At 52.3% G+C, this 21,951-nt stretch carries 17 protein-coding genes; 8 read left to right on the forward strand and 9 right to left on the reverse strand.

Annotation, left to right across the window (positions count from 1 at the left end; genetic code table 11):
• Window positions 1-9: 9 nt before the first annotated feature.
• Window positions 10-1,038 (reverse strand): Gfo/Idh/MocA family oxidoreductase, encoded by a 1,029-nt coding sequence (locus J7M22_01635; protein ID MCD6505302.1) that lies wholly within the window; start codon window positions 1,036-1,038, stop codon window positions 10-12.
• A gap of 138 nt (window positions 1,039-1,176) precedes the next feature.
• Between J7M22_01635 and J7M22_01640 the strand changes: the two genes are divergently transcribed.
• Genes J7M22_01640 through J7M22_01660 form a run of 5 tightly spaced genes read left to right on the forward strand, consistent with a single transcriptional unit; the run spans window position 1,177 to window position 7,999 of the window.
• Window positions 1,177-2,754 (forward strand): PAS domain S-box protein, encoded by a 1,578-nt coding sequence (locus tag J7M22_01640; protein ID MCD6505303.1) that lies wholly within the window; start codon window positions 1,177-1,179, stop codon window positions 2,752-2,754.
• Window positions 2,751-4,097, forward strand: a complete 1,347-nt coding sequence (locus tag J7M22_01645) for a sigma-54-dependent Fis family transcriptional regulator (protein ID MCD6505304.1) — start codon at window positions 2,751-2,753, stop codon at window positions 4,095-4,097. Before J7M22_01640 ends, J7M22_01645 begins: the two co-directional genes overlap by 4 nt.
• A 12-nt stretch (window positions 4,098-4,109) precedes the next feature.
• Complete coding sequence (locus tag J7M22_01650; protein MCD6505305.1) at window positions 4,110-5,036, forward strand: diguanylate cyclase; 927 nt, start codon at window positions 4,110-4,112, stop codon at window positions 5,034-5,036.
• Window positions 5,026-6,981 (forward strand): response regulator, encoded by a 1,956-nt coding sequence (locus J7M22_01655; protein MCD6505306.1) that lies wholly within the window; start codon window positions 5,026-5,028, stop codon window positions 6,979-6,981. Before J7M22_01650 ends, J7M22_01655 begins: the two co-directional genes overlap by 11 nt.
• On the forward strand, window positions 6,965-7,999 hold the full coding sequence (locus J7M22_01660) for a response regulator (GenBank protein ID MCD6505307.1): 1,035 nt from the start codon (window positions 6,965-6,967) through the stop codon (window positions 7,997-7,999). Before J7M22_01655 ends, J7M22_01660 begins: the two co-directional genes overlap by 17 nt.
• On the opposite strand, the gene J7M22_01665 is transcribed toward J7M22_01660, so the two are convergent.
• Entirely contained in the window at window positions 7,991-8,935 is a 945-nt protein-coding gene (locus J7M22_01665; protein ID MCD6505308.1) for a diadenylate cyclase, read from the reverse strand. The genes J7M22_01660 and J7M22_01665 overlap by 9 nt on opposite strands.
• Before the next feature lie 141 nt (window positions 8,936-9,076).
• Between J7M22_01665 and J7M22_01670 the strand changes: the two genes are divergently transcribed.
• Genes J7M22_01670 through J7M22_01680 form a run of 3 tightly spaced genes read left to right on the forward strand, consistent with a single transcriptional unit; the run spans window position 9,077 to window position 13,515 of the window.
• A complete protein-coding gene (locus J7M22_01670) occupies window positions 9,077-9,463 on the forward strand; it encodes a response regulator (GenBank protein ID MCD6505309.1) in 387 nt (128 codons plus the stop codon).
• Between the two features lie 18 nt (window positions 9,464-9,481).
• Window positions 9,482-12,100, forward strand: coding sequence for a hypothetical protein (locus J7M22_01675; GenBank protein ID MCD6505310.1), 2,619 nt, complete (start codon window positions 9,482-9,484; stop codon window positions 12,098-12,100).
• Window positions 12,097-13,515, forward strand: coding sequence for a M81 family metallopeptidase (locus J7M22_01680; protein MCD6505311.1), 1,419 nt, complete (start codon window positions 12,097-12,099; stop codon window positions 13,513-13,515). The genes J7M22_01675 and J7M22_01680 overlap by 4 nt, the downstream gene beginning before the upstream one ends.
• A 51-nt stretch (window positions 13,516-13,566) precedes the next feature.
• Here the strand turns inward: J7M22_01680 and J7M22_01685 are convergent, their stop codons facing one another.
• From J7M22_01685 to J7M22_01715, 7 genes are all read right to left on the reverse strand, one after another.
• A complete protein-coding gene (locus tag J7M22_01685; GenBank protein MCD6505312.1) occupies window positions 13,567-15,483 on the reverse strand; it encodes a hypothetical protein in 1,917 nt (638 codons plus the stop codon).
• 2 nt (window positions 15,484-15,485) lie between these two features.
• Window positions 15,486-16,187: an SDR family oxidoreductase gene (locus tag J7M22_01690; protein MCD6505313.1), complete on the reverse strand. Its 702-nt coding sequence runs from the start codon at window positions 16,185-16,187 to the stop codon at window positions 15,486-15,488.
• A 147-nt stretch (window positions 16,188-16,334) separates the two neighbouring features.
• Entirely contained in the window at window positions 16,335-18,098 is a 1,764-nt protein-coding gene (locus J7M22_01695) for a hypothetical protein (GenBank protein ID MCD6505314.1), read from the reverse strand.
• A gap of 293 nt (window positions 18,099-18,391) precedes the next feature.
• A complete protein-coding gene (locus J7M22_01700; GenBank protein MCD6505315.1) occupies window positions 18,392-19,222 on the reverse strand; it encodes a hypothetical protein in 831 nt (276 codons plus the stop codon).
• Window positions 19,223-19,384: 162 nt separating this feature from the next.
• A complete protein-coding gene (locus J7M22_01705; GenBank protein MCD6505316.1) occupies window positions 19,385-20,110 on the reverse strand; it encodes a glycosyltransferase family 2 protein in 726 nt (241 codons plus the stop codon).
• A gap of 11 nt (window positions 20,111-20,121) precedes the next feature.
• Complete coding sequence (locus J7M22_01710; GenBank protein MCD6505317.1) at window positions 20,122-20,799, reverse strand: hypothetical protein; 678 nt, start codon at window positions 20,797-20,799, stop codon at window positions 20,122-20,124.
• Between the two features lie 1,008 nt (window positions 20,800-21,807).
• Window positions 21,808-21,951 (reverse strand): hypothetical protein (locus J7M22_01715; GenBank protein ID MCD6505318.1); only part of this gene is annotated, 144 nt, incomplete at its 5' end.

The raw sequence follows: 21,951 nt of genomic DNA on the forward strand, positions 1-21,951 counted from the left end.
ATTTCCGGTTCAAGATGTCCTCTTCTTCGGCCCCACCACGCCCGATTCGAGCATAGAGAGCAGAGGCGAATCTTCGATATCCAGAGGCAGATAGATCCGTGCCCTTCTCCTGGCCGATTCATATGTGGCAAAGATCAGCTCGGTCGCCTGGAGAGCCTTCCTTCCGCTGAGCTCCGGTTCACGGCCGGTCTTAAGAGCATCTATAAGGTCCAGAACCGAAAGCACCGTGGCGTTGTGAGGCGGTGTTATGCCGCTAAGGTCCGGAACAACCCATTCCTTACCCTCGCTTAACACCCTTAGGGCCGGCCCTTTGGGCGCCCCGACCTCTATAACCCCTTTGGTTCCGATGAGTCTGTTCTGACAGATACCGCTGCCATCGCCTCCTGTTACAAGTAGCCCTGTCAACCCGTTCTGCCACACGATGTAAGAGAGACCGTATCTCTCAACCGGAACGCCGAAGACCTTCCTCACCTCAGAGCAGTCTATCTGCCCCATCACCCATTTTGCGGGCTGATCGTCATTGTAGAAGAAGAACATATCGAACCAGTGTGTGCCCCAGTCGAAGAGGTTGGAACAGTATCCTTCCACCCTGTAGAGTTGTCCTATCGTTCCGTCATGGGCCAGTTCCTTGGCCCTGATAAATCGGGCCTCAAACCGTCTCTGATGGCAGAAGGTTATCATGACGTTGTTGGATTTACACCTCTCGTATATCGCCTTCGATTCGCCCCATGTGGGTGCCATCGGTTTTTCAGCATGGATTGCTCTGACACCGGCATCGACGGCGTCGAAGATCATCCGTGCATGAAGTCCCGTCCACGTGCAGACGCTGACGATATCGGGCTTCTCCTTATCCAGCATCTGGCGGTAATCCTCGTAGATATGCGGTATGCCGAATTTCTCGGCCATCGCCTCCGCCTTCTCGCGGACGGGATCGGCGCAGGCGACGATCTCGACATCATTCGAAGCCTTATATCCCTGAGCATGGGCGTTCCCTCGACCGCCGCACCCGATTATCCCGACTTTGAGCTTTCTCGACATTTGAACCCTCCTTACCATCATGTTGACAGACGCTTATGTTACATCACCTCTAAACGGATTTCAACCTTGACCTTTTCCTCAGTTTCAGGTATCTTAATATCGTCATTTCACAGCTTGAAGGCTGAAAAAGGTTAAAGGATGATTTATGAGCTGAGGGTTAGAGGCTATAAGCTTCGGCTTTTGCTGTTCGGGGTTACGACCTCGCTGTTTATCTTCATTTGGATCGCCGTCACAGAGCTGAGATGGTGGGAGTTGGTCGCTTTTGCCCTCGTGAATGGTCTTTTCTGGCTGGTTCATCCCCGCGTTAGGGAGAGGAAGGACCTGGCCAGATCCCTTTACGCCGTTCATTTGGTGGGGCTTGTAGGGTTAACATGGTCCTTTGGAGCCGAAACCAGGCTGTTTTATTATATGGTCTTTCCGCTGTTGGCGATGGGAGCGTTAGATTACGGAGTGCGAGGGAGCTTCACGGCGGCGTTCGTATCCGTCCTTCTCTATCTCCCCTTCTGTCTTCCGGGGGAGATCGGGCTTTACATCCAACGATCGGCGATCGCCGTCATATCCTCCTTTTTCTTAGGCCTTATAGGGGAGGAGAAGCGAAGGGTAGAGGTCGAGCTGGCCGATATGGAGGATTATGCGGATCTACTCGTCAACAGCATAAAGAGTGGGATGATAGTGACCGATATAGAAGGAAGGATGAAGTCTATGAATGAATCGGCCGAACAGATCTTGGGATACACCGCCGAGGAGCTGAGGGGGTTGAAGATAGATGAGCAGATTCAGATCCATCAGGGTGAAAGCCCTCTCCTCAAAGCGATCAAGGAACGCCGACCGGTTGAGCGAATAGACATAACTGTAAAGACGAAATCGGGCGAGGAGATACCGGCGGGGGTGAGCGTTTACCTGATTCAGGGGAAATCAGGTGGTGAGGTGCTCGGAGCCGTTGAGATCTTCAGGGATATGAGCGAGATAAAGGAAAGGGAAGCTCTGCTGCAACGGCAGGAAAGGCTGATCGCTATGGGTGAGATGGCCGCCGAGGTGGCTCATGAGATCAGAAACCCGCTGGGAGGGATAAAGGGGTTCGCCTCTCTCATACAGAGAAGGGCCCAGGATGAATCGATCAGACGACACGCGGAGTTTATCATCGAAGGGGTGAGCAGCATCGAGAAGATCGTCAACGACTTTCTGGCCTATGCCCGCCCGATCAAACCGGTCTTTATGAAAGCCGACCTTCACACGTTGATAAAAAGCTGCATCCTCACATCATTAGAGGGATTTGAAAACATAAACGTGGAGACGGACTTCTCAGATCGTATCGGCGAGGTGGAACTGGATGTCGAGCAGATGAAACAGGTCTTCAGGAACCTCCTTATCAACGCCGCCGAGGCCATGCCCGACGGCGGAACGATATTCGTCAGGACATATCCGTGGAATAAACCCTTCAAATCGATATTCGAAGGTCGCCAGATGCTTCTCCCTCCCGGGGAAACGGTCGTCGTGGAGATCTCAGACACCGGGCCGGGCATACCGGATGAGGTGAAGGAAAGGATCTTCAATCCCTTCTTCACGACGAAAGACACGGGCACGGGATTAGGTCTGGCGATCGTCCACCGTATAGTTGAAGCTCATGGCGGAACTATATCGGTCAGGGACCGAAAGGGCGGCGGAGCCACCTTCGTGTTGAAGCTTCCCATCATCCATGGAGGTGAATCGGGATGAGCGAGGAACGGATACTGGTGGTTGACGATGAGAAGCTGATGAGGGAGTATCTCAAGGAGCTCTTGGAGCCCGAATATCGAGTGGATACGGCCGCATCCGCTTTAGATGCCCTGAAGATGTTAAGGGATGAGGTCTACGATCTGGTGATCACCGATCTGAGAATGCCGAAGATGGATGGCATAGAGCTTTTAAAGCATGTAAACGACATATCCCCCGGCACACAGGTGATAGTCCTGACCGCTTACGGCAGCGTCGAATCCGCCGTTGAAGCTATGAAACTGGGGGCGTATGATTATATAGGTAAGCCGATCCAGTCACCCGATGAGATGGAGCTTAAGGTCAGAAGGGCGATCGAACGCGGGAGACTGATCAGAGAAAACCTGTATCTGCGGAGGGAGCTGGAGAAAAAACTCAGATATAACATCGTCGGCAAAAGCCCTAAGATGCAAGAGGTGTTCGACAAGATAGCGGCGGTGGCGAAAAGCGATATCACAGTCCTTATAACGGGGGAGACGGGAACCGGCAAGGAACTGGTAGCAAGGGCGATTCACGAGAACAGTCATCGTAAGGACGGCATGTTCGTCCCCGTCAATTGCGGCGCAATACCGGAAAATCTCCTCGAAAGCGAACTTTTCGGACATGAAAAAGGCGCATTCACAGGAGCCTACAGGCGAGAGATAGGAAGCTTTGAGATGGCGAACGGCGGAACCATATTCCTGGACGAGATCGGAGAGATGTCTCCCCATCTTCAAGTTAAACTGCTGCGCGTGTTGCAAAACGGGGAGTTCCAAAGGGTCGGTAGCCCGAAGGTGCTGAAAACCGATGCCAGAGTTATAGCTGCTACAAATACCGATCTGCAAAGGGCCGTCGAGGAGGGGAGGTTCAGACAGGATCTGTACTACAGGTTGAACGTGGTCAACATCAAACTTCCTCCCCTGAGGGAGCGTAAGGAGGATATACCGTTGCTCGTTCACCACTTCCTGCGGAAATACGGTCCGAATAAGGAGGTGACACCTGAGACGATGAAGATCCTCCTCTCCTACGATTGGCCGGGCAACATCAGAGAGCTTGAAAACGTGATAGAGTCAGGTTGCGTGCTGAGCAGGACAAATCTTATAACGCCCGATGATCTGCCGGATTATCTGATAGAAACGGGCAGACAGAAACGCCGGCTGCCGCCAAGTGGGGATATGTCACTTGCTGCTATGGAGAGAGAACATATAAAATACGTGTTAGACCAAAACGGCTGGAACATAACCAGATCGGCTGAGATTTTAGGAATAGATAGGGTGACGCTATATAACAAGATCAAAAAATACGGCCTTAAAAAGCAGTCCGGGTGAAGGAGTCCAACCATGGCCAGGATCCTGGTGGTAGATGACGATAAATTGGTGCTTCAACTGTTCATCGAGACGCTGAGCGAAGAGGGATATAATGTGGATGGAGCCTCCAGCGGAACTGAGGCTTTGGACCTCCTCAGGAGAAATCAATATGAGGTCATACTCACCGATCTTAAACTGCCCGAGATGAGCGGGATCGAGATACTCAAAAAGGCGAAGTCGAAGGATCCAAATGTCGAGGTTATCATCATAACCGCCTATGGCACGATAGATCTCATAGTAGAAGCCGTTAGAGAAGGCGCTTATGACTTCATAGTTAAGCCGGCTGAACTGAGCCGGATATCCCTGGCGGTCAAGAACGCTCTCACCAAACGGTCGCTCGAAAGAGAACTAAAGGAAGCCATCAGGAAACATCAGGAGCTCTACGAGATGGCGGTAAGAGATCCCCTCACCGGCCTCTACAATCAGAGATACTTCCGGGACCTTATGGGACGGGAGATAAACAAGGGCGGAACGCTATCGCTGGTGATGTTCGATCTGGATAACTTCAAATATTACAACGACACACATGGACACCTGAAAGGCGATCAACTGCTCAAGGATATAGCTAAAATCCTTGAAAGTAACAGACGCAGCACCGATATAGTCGCCAGATATGGGGGTGATGAATTCACTATTATCCTCCCAGGAACGACGAAGGAGAACGCGGAACGGTTCGCCTGGAGATGTGTGAGGGAGGTGGAAAACCATCACTTTAAGGGCGAGGAGGTGATGCCTAAAGGGAAGGTGACGATGAGTGGTGGCGTAGCCTCCTTCCCCGAGGATGCCATCGGGGCGGAGGAACTGGTCGAAAAGGCCGATAAAGCGTGCTATTGGGCCAAAGAGATGGGCAGAAATAGAGTTATGGCCTATGAAAGGAGAGAGGAAGAGGATGAGGGATAGGATTCTGATCGTTGAGCCCGAACCCAGCGTCCGAGAATCCCTCAGGTTGATACTTCGGGATGATCACGAGATCGAAACTGCCGGGGAGATGGACGAGGCAAAGGAGATGCTATCCAAAGGGCGGTTCGATCTGGTGATGGTTGACCTAACCGAGGGGGACCTCGCCCCGTTGACCGACCTGATGTCCAGAGTTGAGGGAATACCCGTGATAGTCATCTCATCCTTCAGAGATCCCAGCCTCATCGTTAACGCCATGAAGCTCGGCGTGGCCGACTACATACTTAAACCGTTCGATGTCCATTCGCTGAGGGATTCCGTCGAGAAGGCGATCCGAAAGTCCAGGGAGACACGAGCCGCCATGTCCGCCGAGGAGGAAAGAGAGGTCATCGTGGACGCGGTGCTGTTCAGAGGATATTTCTACTATCTCGAATCGATCCGTTCTTTCGGCCGATCGGTCAACACCGCGCCGGACATGGAGTCCCTTGTCCGTAGGATGATACAATCGGTTATGACGTCGCTCGGCGTAGGTCAATGTATGATCTTCCTGCCGGAGGATGACGGATTCGCCCTGAAAAGTTATTCCCCTATGAGTCAATCCGTTCAGAACATACTTACCGTCCCTCGCTCGCATCCGCTCTTCCAGTTCTTGGAAAAAGAAGGAAGGATAGCATTCGAGAGGGAGCTGAAAGCCCACATGCCTGAAGATTCACGCGAGCTTATCTCCAGACTCAGTGGATTAGGTGTGTATCTATACGCTCCAATGCTGGTCGAGGAGAAACTGATGGGGGCGATAGTCGTCGGTGATAAGCTCTGTGGCACGAGATTTGTCCCCGGTGAGCTCGATCTGCTTTCAACCCTGGCCTTACAGGGGGCTTGGGCGATCAGGGCCATAACCTCGCGCCAGAGCGTAGAGGGGATGAACAGATTCCTGAAAGATCTGCTGGATAACCTCACCAGCGGAGTCATAGCGATCGACGTTGAGGGCAGAATACTGATCTTCAACAGCTACGCTCAAAAACTTACGGGATATGACCCGGATCAAATTCTGGGCCAGAATATCTCCAAGCTGGGCGATGAGTTCTCGTCCATGGTCATGCGCTCGCTCGGGATGGATGAACCTCAAAAAAGAGTCGAAGTTCGTTTGACTTCGGCCAAGGGTGATGAAATCCCCATCGGCATGAACATATCCATCCTGAAGAACCCCTCCGGCGAAAAGATCGGCGCGGCGATGATATTCGCCGATCTCTCACATGTCCAGCGTATCGAAGCGAAGAGGAGGTTATCGGATAAGCTCGATATATGGCTCGCCGTCGCCGCCGAGCTGGAACATCTCTTCAGAAATCCTCTCGTTTCCATCAAGACGTTCGCCCAGCTTCTTCCGGAGAAATACGAGGACGAGGAGTTCAGAACGAAGTTTTACAGGTTGGTGGGCGATGACGTGGACTTCATGAGCAGCCTCATCGAAGAATTCACTGCCTTCTCACACCCCTTACACCTTGAAAGGAAACCGGCCGATCTTAATCTCATCATCTCAAAGGTTATATCAAAGCTGAAGGGAGAGATGGAGGGGATCGAACTTGATCTCGAATATGATGAGAAACTCGGTCAGGTTATACTCGATTCGGATCTTTTTTCCAAGGCACTGGAAAACGTTCTCACAAATTGCCTGGATGATCTTGACCCGGATAGACGCAGGATTTCGCTGAAAACCGGATCGATACAGGACATATGGAACGGGGGGAAAAAGGCGATCGTGGAGATATCATATCCAAGGGTCGAGGATTATGTTAGACCTTTGAAAGGCGCGGGAACGATCCAGTTTGCCATCGCCGAGCGCATCATAGCGGAACACGGAGGATTGATCTATATGGAGGAGAAGGAGGGCAAGATGATATCGCTCAGGATCGAGCTACCTATGGAGGATGAGAGTGGCTCAAAGGCCTAAATTGTTGATCGTCGATGACAATATAGGATTTTCCGAATCGATCAGGCTTATCCTTCAGGATGAGTATGAAATTCAACTGGCTCACAGCGGATTTGAGGCGCTAGAAAAGGCGAAATCGAACCTCTTCGATCTGATACTTCTGGATATAAGATTGCCGAGGATGGATGGCCTGGAGACCCTCAAACGGCTCAAGACCATCTCGCCTGAGAGTGAGGTCATAATGATAACCGCCTACGGCGATGTGAGGACGATCAAGAGCGCCCTCAGACTGGGGGCTGTCGATTACCTGGAGAAGACCGGATTCCTGGCTCACGAGATAAAGGAGACCCTAGGGAGGGCTATGAGGGATAGAAGAGCTCGCCTGGCAAGGAGAAGAAGGTTAGAGGAGCTCAGAAGTGAAAACAAAGAGCTAATCGCCAATTTATATATCATAGAGACTGAGATAGAAAAGCATAGGAATCTAGGATATGCTGATGTGGTGAAGGCCATCTCGACCGCCTTGAACGTGAGGGATGATATTGTAACGATCTACGCCCGGTCTGTCGAAGAATACGTGCTTCCGGTCGCTCGTAGACTTGATCTTCCTCAGGATGAGGAGATAAACTTGAGGGTGGCTGCCGCCTTACATGACGTCGGGATGCTGGCGATAAGCGAGACGATATTATCCAAGCCCGGACCGCTTACCCAGGAGGAATGGAAAACCGTGAAGCGTCATCCCGATGTCGGAGCGAGCATAATAAAAAGCCTCGGCAGATGGCCATTGGCGGCGGAGATCGTGCTCTATCACCATGAAAGGATGGATGGAAGTGGGTATCCGTTCCATCTGAAGGGCGATCAGATACCTCTAGCGGCGAGGATAGTGGCGGTCGCCGATGCTTATGACGCTATGATATCTGAACGCCCCTATAGGAGAGCTCTCTCCAAGGAAAGGGCGATCCAAGAGCTTATGAGAGACAGAGAGAAATTTGGCCCTGATGTAGTTGATCTTTTCTGCGAATCCCTACAATCCTTACGTTGACCCGTCCTCCTCCGGTGGCGGTTCGTTGTTCCCTCCATTCATATCGTTCCGTAGAAGCTGTAGGATCTCCTCGCGGAGCGTCTCTTTGTCCGCATACGGATCATAGGATCTCATAAACTTCCCGTCCCTGAACATTGTCACCTCGCTTGTCTCTTCGCTGACCACGATCGATACCATGACCTCATCGAGCGAGGAGGCATATATGGCGGCGGCGTGTTTAGCGTTCCCCTTGAGCAGTTTTTCAACCTTATTGTAGACCTTATGTGTCCGAACACCCTCCACCATAACCCTGGTTTTGAAAGCTATGCCTTTGAGATTGATCAGAACGGCCCCATCTCGCTCCTCATGCCCCGTCACCTCGCCGGATTCATCCACGATCTCCACCCTCTCGCCCATGAAGTTAAACACATCTTCGATCTTGGGCGAGAAGATATGCGGCAGGTTGTCTATCCCCTTGTACAGGTTTTGATCCAGATATTCCACCTGTCCTTCATGGAAGTCGGAGAAATTCTCCCTATCCATATTCCTTTCATCGACAAGGATCAGGAAAAGTCCCCTGTTTTTGCGTATCCTCTTATTCTCCAGGGCGAACTTTCGGGCGAGGGAGTAAAGCTTCTCGATGTACAGCTCTATCAGCTCCTGCCGATCGGCCAGCATCTGCTCGTATTTTCTCTTATCTATCCCCAGCTCCCGAACTCTCTCCTCAACCTCTCTATTGACTTCCTCCTCAAATTGTCTGAGCTTCTCCTCATATTCCCTGGAGAGATCCTCGTATTTCTCCCTATACCCCTCTAGTTCGGCCACCTTGGCCAACAGCTCCTCGTTAGAAGAGAGAAGCTGCTGGTTTTGGGTCTCATACCCTCTTATCTTTCTCCTCAGGTCGTTAAGCTCCGATAATAATGCTCTATATCTCCTCCTACTTATTATCCTGAACATCTTAGAGGCCGCCTTCCGTGAGATTATCCAAAATATATTATACATCAAATTTTCGAAACTGTATAGACCTTTTTGCTCCCCTTGAAGTCGCGCTCAGGATATGGGAAAATTTAGGTGAACGAAATTCCCGGAGGTGAAGGGATGGACGCTAAGAGGAAGGTCTTGGTTATAGACGATGATCCTGATTTCGTCAAAGGCATCGCCGCTATCCTGGAAGGACATGGATTTGAAGTGATGACCGCTCCCGACGGCAAAACGGGATTCAAAGCGGCCAAGGAGGGGAAACCGGATCTCATCCTGGTGGATATCATGATGGAAACGTGGAGCGAGGGATTAAGCCTGGTGAATAGGTTCAGAGAGGAGGATGAGACGAAAGATATCCCGCTTCTTCTCGTTTCCTCGATGGATATCAGAGGCCGAGAGACGCCCTACCCCGGGGAGTTCTGGCTTTCAGAGAGGTTCATTCTCACCAAGCCGATCTCCGAAGAGGAACTGATGAAAGCCATAGAGAGAGCGATGGGAGCCTGAGCGGCAGGGGGATAAGCTGTGAGCGGCCCGCCCGGAAGATATCTGAGACTGCTGAAGGAGGTCGGGGGATACGGCGAGGATCTGGCACATATGAGCGACGAGGGGATTCGAGATCTGTTCCGCCGCGCGCGCCGATCGCCCCGATCCATCACCCTCCCCCGTCTTCTGACGGCCATCCGCGAGGCGGCTCGACGAGGCGTAGGGCTTCACCCCTTTGACGTCCAGATCCTAGGCGCCATAACGGTCATCGACGGATGTATAGCCGAGATGAAGACCGGAGAGGGCAAGACGTTGGTGGCGGCCATGTCAGCATGCGTCTGGGCGATCAGGGGGATGAGGACCTATATCGTGACGATCAACGATTACCTCGCCCGCCGTGACGCCGAATGGATGAAACCCCTCTTCGAGGTATGCTCGCTTAGCGTCGGCTGCATCACCTCCCAGCTTTCCCGTTTCGAACGAAGGAGGGAATACTCCCGAGACGTGATCTACTGCTCAAATCACGAATTGGCCTTCGACTATCTGCGTGATAACCTTGCTCTATCAACCCGTGAGGTGGTCCAGGGAGAACTTGAGGCGGCCATAATCGATGAGATAGATACGGTGTTGATAGACGAGGCTCAAACCCCGCTCATAATCGCGGGGATCGAAGAGCCAAGATCGGGCGAGATGTCCAGGGCCAGATGGATCGCCTTGGAGATGATGAGGGTTCAATCCGAAAGGGTCAAAAAGGTCCTGGATGAAATCGAATCGGGAGAAATGGAGGATAGGGATCTCGCCCTCGCCATTGCTAGGTTGAGGCGTGCCGATCCGTCCAATCCCAGGCTGCTCAAGGTCCTGGCCGAGCGGCCCGAACTTTCCAGAATGAGCTCCCTCCTTGAATCGAGGCTCCGGATAGAGGGGAGGGGAGGGGCTTTGGAGGAGGGATTGCTGTATGGGCTGGATGAGAGGACCAGATCGGCCTGGCTCACAGCGGAGGGGGACGAGTTCGTCGCTACCCACGGTGTAAGGTTCGATCGGCTCTCCGGAGGATGGAGGTTATACAGGAACATCGTCCAGCTCATCCGCGCCTTTAAGCTCTTCAGGCGCGATGTGGATTACATCGTCCGAGACGGCAGGGTAGTCGTGGTGGATGAGTTCACCGGCAGAACGGCGCCGGACAAACGCTTCGAAGGTGGATTGCACCCTGCCCTGGAGTGTAAGGAGAACCTCCCCATCAGACCCGATCAGAGGATCAGCGCGAGAATAACCTATCCCGCCCTCTTTAAACTCTTCGGGAGATTGGCCGGATTGACCGGGACGGCATCTCCAAATGCCGAGGAGTTCCACAGGCTTTACGGACTTAAGGTGGTGAAGATCCCGACCAATCGCCCTGTTATCAGGGCCCAGCTCCCCGACGCGACGTTCAAAACCGAATCGGAAAAGCTCCGCTCGGTGGTGGAGGAGATCGAGAGGTTCCATCGGCTCGGCGTTCCGATACTGGTCGGAACGAGATCGATCGAAGCATCGGAGAAGATAAGCCGCATGCTGAGGGAGAGGGGGTTAAACCACGCTGTGCTCAACGCCAAGAACCATGCCGCCGAGGCCCAGATCGTCAAACATGCCGGCGAGCCTTACAGGATCACCGTCGCCACCAACATGGCCGGACGGGGCACGGATATCAAGCTCCATCCGAACCTCTTCGAGGTCGTGACCGATAACTATATCGAAGAGATAAAAGAGGCTATCGAGGAGGGATGCACCGTCAAGGTGGAGATCTTCTCGGAGTTCGAGGGGGGAAAGCTCAAAAAAAGGCTCTCCGAGGAGGGAATCCCGTTCAGCGATGAGGGCGATCTAATCGTGGTAAGGGGGAGTGGGGGTGAGGAGCGAAGGATCAGGTTTCATCTGGGGCTATACGTGATCGGCACGGAGAGACATCAGGCGCGGCGAATAGACGACCAACTGGCTGGCCGCTCCGGCAGACAGGGCGATCCCGGCGTATCTAGGTTCTTCACATCGCTCGAGGATGAGCTGGTCAGGCTATACGGAGGGAACATCGGAGGTGATGAGGAGATATCCCGGATCTTTAAGGCTCAGCGGGCCGCCGAGGAGGCGGGATTTGCGGCCAGAAGGGCCGAGATGAGATATGACGGGGTGATTGCGCCTTATAGGGAGCGTTTCTATTCGATGCGACGCCGGATACTTACGGCCGAGGATATATCCCCCGAGATCACACGGATCATCGAGGGATGCTCCGAGCTGTTGCTCGGTGATCCGCGCGAGAAGGTGATGGGGGAATTCCTTATGACGCTCGATGAGACGAAGGACCTGAAGGCCACCCTCTGGGGAAGGTGGGAGGAAATCCGGCGAAGATATGATGAGGCGGCCGATGATATGGTGAGGAGACTCCTGCTTGAATCATACGACAGGGCGTGGTCTGAGTTCCTGGCTTTGGCGGATGAGGTGGCGCTGAGCCGAATGATCCAGCCGGTGGATATCTTCCATCCCGGCGCCGATCTGATCCTGCGACTCTCCGGGATTTTCGACGATCTGATCAGATGTGCTGAGATGGAGTTTCTAAGGGAGCTCTCCCTTTCGGCGATGCCCCACCATCGAAGGGTTGTGATAGACCTGAATTCGGAGAGGAGGCAAGGATGAAGGGTAAGATACGATGTGCCATCTGCGGCATAAGACATGAGACGAACACCTTCTCGACCCTGAGGACGGAGCTTGAAAGCTTCCGCGTCCGACGGGGTGAGGAGATACTTCAAGATGGGCTTTTTAGCTCCTTTGAGGAGGTCGAATGGGTTCCGACGCTTTTGGCAGGAGCTTCACCTCACGGATTGGTGAGCAGGGAGACCTATCTCAAGCTGAAGGAGGAGCTCCTCGACCGGCTATCCAATGCGTTGCCCCTTGACGGCGTTTATATGCCGCTACACGGGGCGATGGAGGTGGAGGAGATCGGGGATGGCGAAAGCGATCTCGTCGGGAGCGTGCGAGAACTCATCGGGGAGGAGGTCCCGATCGTCGCGAGCCTGGACCTCCACGGCAACATAGCTCCGGCCTTCGCGAAGAAGGCAAATCTCCTCACCGCCTATCGCACGACGCCCCATGTGGACGGGTTCCAGACGGGAATGCGGGCGGTGAGACATCTGATAAGATGTGTGAAAGAGGAGATACGACCGGTTAACGTCTTGGTTAAGATCCCTCTCCTTCTGCCGGGGGAGTACGCCATCACGGACGTCGAACCCTCCCGTTCGCTTTACGCCTCCCTGCGGGAGGTGGAGTCCGAGGATGGGATCATGGACGCGTCGATCTTGATAGGATGTGCCTGGACGGATTCGCCACACACCTCAGTTAGCGTCATCGTCGTGGCCGAAGGTGAAGGAAGAGTTCAAAGGGCGCGTGAGCTCGCGTTTGGTCTTGCGCGTGAGATCTGGAACCGGCGATGGGAATTCGGACCTGAGGTCGAAACCCTCCCCGTGGAGGAGGCCATAAGGGAAGCTATGACGGCGAAGGAACATCCGGTCGTCATATCCGACTCAGGCGACAACGTGACGGCTGGCGGCGCAGGGGATATGCCGATCCTTCTGGAGAGGCTGCTGGAGTTGGGGGCGACCGACGCCGTGATCGCCGGGATCACGGACCCAGATGCCGTGGAGAAATGTATTCAGGCCGGAGTAGGCTCTGAGGTCACGTTGAAGGTGGGCGGGAAGCTCGACGGGGTCAACGGATATCCGATCGAGATAAAGGGTATCGTCGAAAACGTCGATTCACCCTCCCTTGTTCTCCTGAGGGTGGAGGGCGTGAGGGTTATGCTGATACCGGACCGCCGACCGATCGTAACACGGGATGATTTCGATCGTGTGGGGATAAATCCTCTGGAACAACAGATCATAGTAGTCAAGCTCGGCCTCCTTTTCTCCGAGATCAGGGGAATCGCCCGCAGGTCGATCATGGCTCTAAGCCCTGGATTTACGAGCCTTCGCCTGGATCAGCTCCCTTACAGACGCATCAGGCGACCTATTTTCCCCCTTGACGGCGATTTCGAGTGGGATCACGACGGGACGTAATTCCGTCTGCCGGGTTGATGAGCGAGGTGTATACCGCTTTAGGTTAAGGGGTTATATCCAAAATATCCTGTTCCCCCTGCCTCCGGCCAGGATATCGATGATGATCCACGTCCCGTTACAGACGAATTGTCCCAGGATAAGCCCGAGGAAGATAGGTCTGACGGATCGATATGTTTTCAACCCGCCCCACCTGACGACGGCGAATTTGATCATCCAGGCGAGAAAGCAGGTAAACCAGATCTGATCCATTATCCATATCGGTCCTATGGCGAACCCTATAGGGTGGAAAGGCCACCATAGAAACCGTGCCCTGAGAAAGGTTAACATGGCCATGATCCCGGCTCCTATCCCCTTGATATACCATCCGGCTATATTCGGTCCTTCGGGATGGATCATCTTCGAGACGATGTAGTTATAAGGGGCTTTGGCTCCCCCGCCGAAGAACCAGTCATTTCCGTTCAATCCTCCATGTATGTAGGCCAGGCGCATAATCATCCATACCGCCGCCACACCCGTCACGATTATAGAGCCGAGCACCCCCCAAAATACCGGCCTTTTCTTAATGCTTTTGTCATCGATAACTTTGAGCCCGTTGGTACAGGAGGCCATCACGAAAGTTCTGACATCTGCCGACCAGACGTACGTCATCGCCATCGATGTGAGCCCCTCAGGTCCTAGCACCCTCGTGCCGAAACCCGATACGACGAAGGAGGAACCTATGGTCGAGGCGACGGCCTCCGCCATACCGCTTTCGGCTACTATCCTGGTCAGTCCGATGAATATGATGAAGGTAGCGGTCAGGAATATCGGGACGATCCATCCGGGCATTCCGCTAGCATTGAGCCAGAATCCCATATAGGCTAGGGCGAGGATTAAGATCCAGAAAGCCGCTCGATAGGAAAGTATCTCGTCTGAATCGTCCACATCGTTTGCGCCCCAAAGCGCCTTACGGAGGATATTCCAAAGGTGCCTGCGGGCGTTCCAGAAACCCATCACGACGAGAACCGTTATGGCGCCCATTCCCAGATGCGCGAAAAGCGGCGATCTGGCGCCGTAGATGCCGAGGTTCTCGGTGAACCTGATCCCAAAATAGGTCATGAAACCGCGAACTATGAGGCTGAGAAGGTTGAAAAACCAGAGGCTGAAAGCCACGTCGAGGTGGACGAGATAGAAGAAGCCCAGCATAGGGAAGCTGAGCCTGAAGATCAACGTCTGAGTGTGCCGGAAGATGGGGATATATCTGACGAGCTGAACCTGAGGGACGATCGGGAAATAGTGGTGAAGCCCGTTGATGCTGCTGACGATAAAGGCGAGGGCAAATCCCAGCCACATCAGCCCGTTTCGATATATCGTCCCCTCCGCCATCTCAATGGGAAGCTGAGCGAGCGGATAAACGAGCCTTTCATGTTCCATCCATTGCTTTCTGAGTATCACGCTGATCGAGATCATCACGAGGTAGAGCGCTATGAGAAAGGTGGCCCACATTCCAAGCGGTTTGATCCAGACCATCCAGGGTATTCCGGTCTCCCAGCTCGGAAGCCCCTCATAGAAGTATTTGATCGCCATCTTGTTCTGTGGGACGAGCCAGGGTTTGATATAGGGATGAATCAGCTCGGCCCAACTGTTTTCAGGGAGAGCATAGTAGAAGGGTGAAGTGAGGATAGGCAATATCTGAGCGGCCATCCCCATCGTCGGCAGCGCACATGCCACAACCAGCATCATGTAGATCACCTTCAGCTCGGAAGGGGAAAGGGCAAGTCTGGGGCTCAAAAGCCCAAGGGGAGGATTGATACAGAAGGTGAGCAGAAAGAAGAGAAATATGGCAGCGGCCGCGCTGAAATCGATCGCCATATACGAGCCGTGAATGACCATCAGGTTATAGGTCGTCCCAACGGCCAATATAAGGCAAAAGGCCAAACCGATGAACAGCGACCTCGCCGTAAAGCCTTCTTCGATCCTCTCCTTCATCTTCACACGTTCGGGTGCATCACAATATCCTCCACCCTTGCCCTCTCGGGCAATGAGAGGAGGAACATGACCGCTCTGACGACATCCTCGACCTCAAGCATCAGCTTGCTCGCGGCAGGGCTATGGGGAAAGGGCGTATCGACGGTGCCGGGACAGATGACGTCGACGCGGATGTTATGCGGTTTAGCCTCAGCGGCCAACGATCTGGAGAACCCTATCACCCCCCATTTCGACGCACAATAGGCTGATCCTGTGGCGAATCCTATCTTGCCGGCAACGGAGCTGATGTTGATTATCCTACCCCTCCTCCGCTCCATCATATGGGGCATAACCGCCTTACAGCAGATAAAGGTGCCGGTCAGGTTGGTCTCGATCACCGTCCTCCAATCGTCCAGATCCATCTCCGCCACAGGTGCATATCTGCCTGTTCCAGCGCTGTTCACGAGTATATCGATCCCATCGAAGGTCGATATGATCTCCTGGACGACCTCTCGGATCTTGCTCTCATCCCTCACATCGGCGCTGAAGGTGAGAACCCTTATGCCATATTCCCTGAGCTTGGAAGCTGCCCGCTCCAATCTGAGGGGATTTCGAGCGATGATCGCCAAATCGGCTCCCTCTTGGGCGAAGGCACGCGCTATACCCTCGCCTATGCCCGAGCTACCTCCCGTGATCAGAGCGATCTGCCCTTCCAGAATTCCCATATAGCACCTCCCGAATTGGACTCTCAGCATTCCGGTTTGACCTGAATAGATTACCAGAACACCTGTCGTATGTCAACTTAGGGTGCATAAGAAGTTCGTTGGTAGAGGCAATCCCCTAAGCAATAGCTAGAAAACTCTTTATGTTTTTCATCCTCCCCCAGTCTCTCCCATTACCGGAACGGAGACATCCGTCATAAGTAGGCTGCAGCGGGTATAGAAACGCCCTCGATTTCCAGGGGATCGTCTATCACTACTCCCCTCGGATTGCGAAAAATAGAGCTTCTTCTCCCCAGCAGGTTGTCTCAGCAATATGCCGAGAGAGCAAAGGCGATCTTCATTCCGATCGGAGCCGATCCAGGAGATCCAATACAGGTTCTCCACCTCACGGTAGCTCAACAGCAGGTGGGTGACATGATGGGTTTTGAGGAACTCAAGAGCCTCCCTCTCGCTTTGGGCACAGAAGAGATGTCTCGACATCAGGTGTATCCAGTATGGGATGAAATGATCCTCATCGACAACCGTCCCTTTGTGGGCAAGGACGTTTATCATGCTTCCGTAATGCCACCATGCAGCCACCACGGCATCATCTGGGAGGTTATCCCTCATCCACTCCATTGCTTCCCTCCATTCAGGTGAAAGGAGAGGGCGTGATGTCCCGATCACTCTGAACCCAGCTCTGCCGTTTGAGACGATCAGGAATCCCAAGGCGATGCAGACGCAGATGAGAAGGGGTATCTTGATGTAGGGAGATCGAAGATGAGATCTTATCGCCCTGAAAGCCTCGATGAAGGCAAAACTCGTGAAGATTAAAGCCGATGGTGCGAGGAAGAAATGCCACCTCTGTGCCCCTCTGGCTATAAGCAACATGACCGAAAACCAGCATAAGGCGAGAAGATAGGCATCGGGTATACCTTCCCCTTCAACATCCGATCTGATCCTTGAGAGGATCAAAAACAGGATGATCAGAGTGATGGATGAGATGTAGATCGCCTGGGAAACCCTCTCAGGCATCGGGAACCTGGTGTAGATCACCCCTATAAGGAAGATCTCCCATACCGAAAGTGAGAGCCATATGTTGAGGCCGATGGATTTGCAGATACGATACAGTGACAGAAGCGTTCCGTTGGAGAATGCGAGGAAGGCTATCCCATACCAGCTTATCCAATCGAATGCCGAGGGGAAGTATAGCTCGCTGATGGTTTTATTCAGCCTGTCTCTGCCCAGAGGGGATGTGAAGTTCTCCCACAGCAGGAGAAGCCTGTTTGAAGTGAGAGAAGGGGCGATCAAAGACAGCATAAGTAGAGCAAGCGATATCAGGAATACTCCCGCTCCCAGGGAGAGGAGTCCCATGGGGAGGTGGGTCATCACTTTGAAACGCCGGATGAGAAGATGAAGCAGACAGGTGAGGAGAAACCAGATCGGGAAACCCCATGCTAGAAGGGCGAAGGGTTTCAAGAAGAAATAGGTTCTGGTGAGAGAGAATGCTCCCGTTAGAGATGGAAGGATATAGAGGGCGAAAGAGAGGATGTCCTCCTTGGAGAGCCTGTCCCAGAGAAGCTTCAGGATGAGGAAGAGGATGATGATGGCGCTGAAGATACCGCTCCCCTCCCATGAAAGAAGGAGGAGCATTTGGAGCAGCCCTGAGGAGAAGGCGAGGATGTATCGCCTGATCCCTGAGGATCGGATGGTCTTGAGGAAGAGTAGGAGCGATCCTGTGGAGAGCGCCAGGCAGAGGGAGTCACGGTCTGAAAAGCCGGCCATGCTCCTGGGAAGGAGCAACGGTGAGAAGGAGGCCAGGAAGGTTGAGAGCAGGGCGACGGGCCTGAAAAGCGGCTCCGCCGGATTGATCCCCAGAGCCTTCCTCGTAGCTTTCAGTATTCTCCCTGTTCTCCCCGGCGGTTTCCCCTTCATCGGATGTCTCGTAGCTCTGTTTCTCTCTCAGGTGATGACTCTTTTCGGGTTTGTAGAGCCTGACATCGGGGGAGGGTGGCGTTTCGGGTTGGACTACCCTGCTTTCCTGCCTTTCTGAGAGTTTCTCGTTTATGATCATGCTCATCCAAACGGCCAGAGCAAGTATGGCTAATCCGGCAAGGATCAGTGCTTTTTTCATCCCTTTCACCCTCCCTCACAGTTTCTCATTTCAGCGTCTCAGCAACTCAGCATAGACATTAGAACTTCTCCTATCCTCATGCCTCTCTTCACTGTCACTCCTCACGCCAGACATCCCCTCTCAAATCCTGGGGATACTCGCTCAGATCTGCCCAACCGATCACCCATCTGCGCACCGTGCCGTCCGGCTTGGTCACACAACGAATCAGGGCTCCATCCACTCGTCGATAATACACAAGTTTAGTCCCATCCGGAAGTATACGACCTTTACTAGGAGTCAGTGTGTATCCTCGACCTAGCACCTGACGCATGCTCCGTTCGTGAATCGCCTTGTCCTCCTCCAACAACTCCTTATAATGAGCTAGGTAATCTGGATGGACGTAAACGGTCTCGTCGGGGTCAACATCCATAGGAACATATCCTGCTTTCCATTTATGGCTCAAAAGTCCCTGCCCAGCCGCTTCACGCATCTCCTCCTCTGTCTCCTGAAGCCGTTGCCGGTCTGCCTCCGTCGGCTGAAACACTAACGTCGTAGCCTCATAATACTGGGGAATACCTATCATTTCCAGTGGGACACCTCGGTTCATGATCTCATCGTACTCTGAGTAATCCTCCTCATCCTGCTCTCCAACCCCGGTTTTCCTTGGGCTTGCCTCGGATATCTCCTCCACTTTGCTGGCTTGAGCTTCTGAATTATCTATCTTTTTCAGCTCTTGTTGCTTAGCAAACTTCCCATTTGTTGCTGCAGTGAGTCTCCTCCGGTTGACAGTAGCCCTGGCCTCTCGATGAGTCAGATCGGATGGTGGGGACGCTATCTTCCCCTTCGAAGTCATAGGATTATCGGTGTTTTTCTCTACTCTGAGCCAAAATATCCAACTGATGAGGGCCAAAAGCGCTATGGATATCAATACACGCTGTTTTTTCATCGTTGTCTATCCCTCTCGCTTTTGAAATCACATCTCATATTACATTGACACATCTGTATGTGCCATCTCTGCCGCCTGGAGGGGTATCTATGAGACCCTTTACACAAAATTCTTGACAGACCCAAACAGCAATCGTCAAACCGAAAAGAATAATAGGTTTCCTCATTCCTTATCACCTTTGTTATTCAAAGATAACCCTAACCGTCTCGTAAACCAACATTCAAGGACGATTTTGATAGCTTTAAATCCATCCCATACCTTCAACTTCTTACCCTCGTTTATCCCCCTCTGCTCATACATCACCGGAATCTCTCTCACCCTCAACCCCATTCCCAATCCCTTGCACACAAGCTCGAAATCTAGGTCAAACCCATCGCACCTCAATCCCATCCTCTCCATATCGTTCCTCTTCAAAGCCTTGTAACAACAAGCAACATCCCCAAGTTTCACCCCGTAAAGCAAGCTTACAAAAGCGGATATCAGCCTCCCTCCCCACAGATACCTCCTCATCTTCCTTCTCAACACCACCCTCTTTCCTATCACCATATCGGCTTTCCCGCTGATTATCGGCTCAACCAGCTTCGGTATCTCTTCGGGGAAGTACTCTAGATCGGCATCCTGTATCACCACTATCCTGCCTTTTGCCTTCTTCAAAGCTTTCTTCACACAGGCTCCTTTTCCCTGGTTGGAGGGATTGAAAATCAATCTAAACGTTCTCGGTCTAATCGAAGAAAGCATCTCCCTTGTCCCGTCAGTTGAGCAATCATCAACGACAACGATCTCGTGGGGGATGTTAATCTGCGCCACCCTTCCGATTATCTCCCCTACGGTTTTGACCTCATTAAAAACGGGTATAATGATGGAAAGGATTGGTTTATCATTTCTCATCAGATGCCTCTCTACTCTCCTCCCCGACGATAATACTCATCCTGCCAGTTCACATTATGCCACTTCTCCGGTTCCTTTGTTATAAGAACGCCCCTTATATGAACACAAGGCCTTGTGGCTCTCCTCTTCAGCTCCTCAAGCTCAACTTTGAGCTTTTCCCTCTCCAAGGGAGATGTTGAAGGATCCTGAAGACGCTTTATGATCCGGTCAAAGCGTCGCATCTCCTCCATGGTGGGATTAAATTCCATCTTCACCACCTTCTCGAAGTACGGCTCATCGTATTTTAAATGCAAAACCTTGCCGTTGTATATGACAATGTTATCTCCTCCAGCTCTCTTCAGGTGAGTTTCCCGGGTCTTTTGATTCTCCTGGGTAGCTTGATAAGCATTTTGACTTGCCAGGAGTTCCTTGACTTCCACAGTCTTCTGTTCCGATTTTTGATGATGACGGAGATCCTCTATCTCTTGAATCTTCCCAATGGCTTCTTCCTCAGATGAAGGGAAAGAGGGCTCTTTTATCCCTTCACCGCGGTTTACGCTTTCGCCCGCTGATTTGGTAATGGAAGAAGCAGGGATATCCGTCTGAATTATGACAATCCTGTTTAATTTCTCGTTTATGATCACACCCGTCCAGACACCGACCATGAAGATAGCCAAAGCTACAACCGGCAAAACTATCCTCTTCCCCATTTTCCCACCTCGCAGATATTAGTTGAGACCACCTATCTTGGAAGAGTCCCGCCATCGTTCATATTATCGCAGGGTGTAGCAGAAGGAGACCGGAAACCGGAGGCCGGTATATCACATCCCCGTACTCTGGTCTCCTCTCAAAGATAACCACTACGCTCAAGGAGAATAAGAGCAATTTCACTTGACCTGAAGGTATTCCTTTTTCCTGTCATTGCCGGAGCCATGTGTGACGGTCCAGGACATATAGCAGTTATGGGTATAGCTACCGCTTGATAGGTTCTTAACTACGGAATCGAAAGCGATAACGCTATCAGCATTGACACAGTCCGTGCTAGTTATCAACTTGCTGGCATTGCCCTCTAGATAGGCGATGGAAACACCGGATTTTGTGAAGCTATCATTACCATAGACGCTCGCGTAACTTGGTGATCCAGCACTAGCCATTGCTTGCAGACACCAGGAACATTGTACTACATAGCTTCCAGAATTTATAGTACCAGTAGGACCGGGGTCAATTTCATGGGAGCAATGATAAGTTGTTGCTAGCAAAACCGTCACGAACGATGCTACAAATAGAGTCGAAATCGCTAGGAATATCAGCTTAGGGATTAAGTTTCTCATCCTTACACCTCCCAGTTATAATCTCTAAGGGAGATATAAAATGAATCCTCTTTGGATAGCCACCTTGGCTTCCCCTACGCACCTTGCAAGCGTTTTTGCCTCGTTGAGGCACGGCATGACGACCGATAGCAGCATCGCCATCATCTCCCAGGAAGTCCGAAGTCCAACGTCCAAAGTCCGAGAGCATCCTGAAAGATGCTTCACCATGATATAAGCAACTTTCATGCCAGATCGTGAACCCCCATAATTCTTTATTTCCCGATCCACCACATACCCCTCAACTGATAACTACAGTTATCACCTAGATGGGCGAAAAGCGGAAAATCCCTCTTGATATAAGGATTCTCGACTGATAACTACAGTTATCACCCCTGATAACCACAGTTATCACCTATCATCCCTCAGGCGCCTTATCCCCAGATTCTTCATCTTCTTCATTAACCCCGTACGGCTCATCCCTATCCTATCCGCCGTCTGTGTTATGTTCCAACCCGTCTCATCCAACACCCTCAGGATCAGATCCCTCTCGAA

This window comes from Candidatus Poribacteria bacterium (assembly GCA_021162805.1).
In the GTDB taxonomy this organism is placed as follows: Bacteria; Poribacteria; WGA-4E; order B28-G17; family B28-G17; genus JAGGXZ01.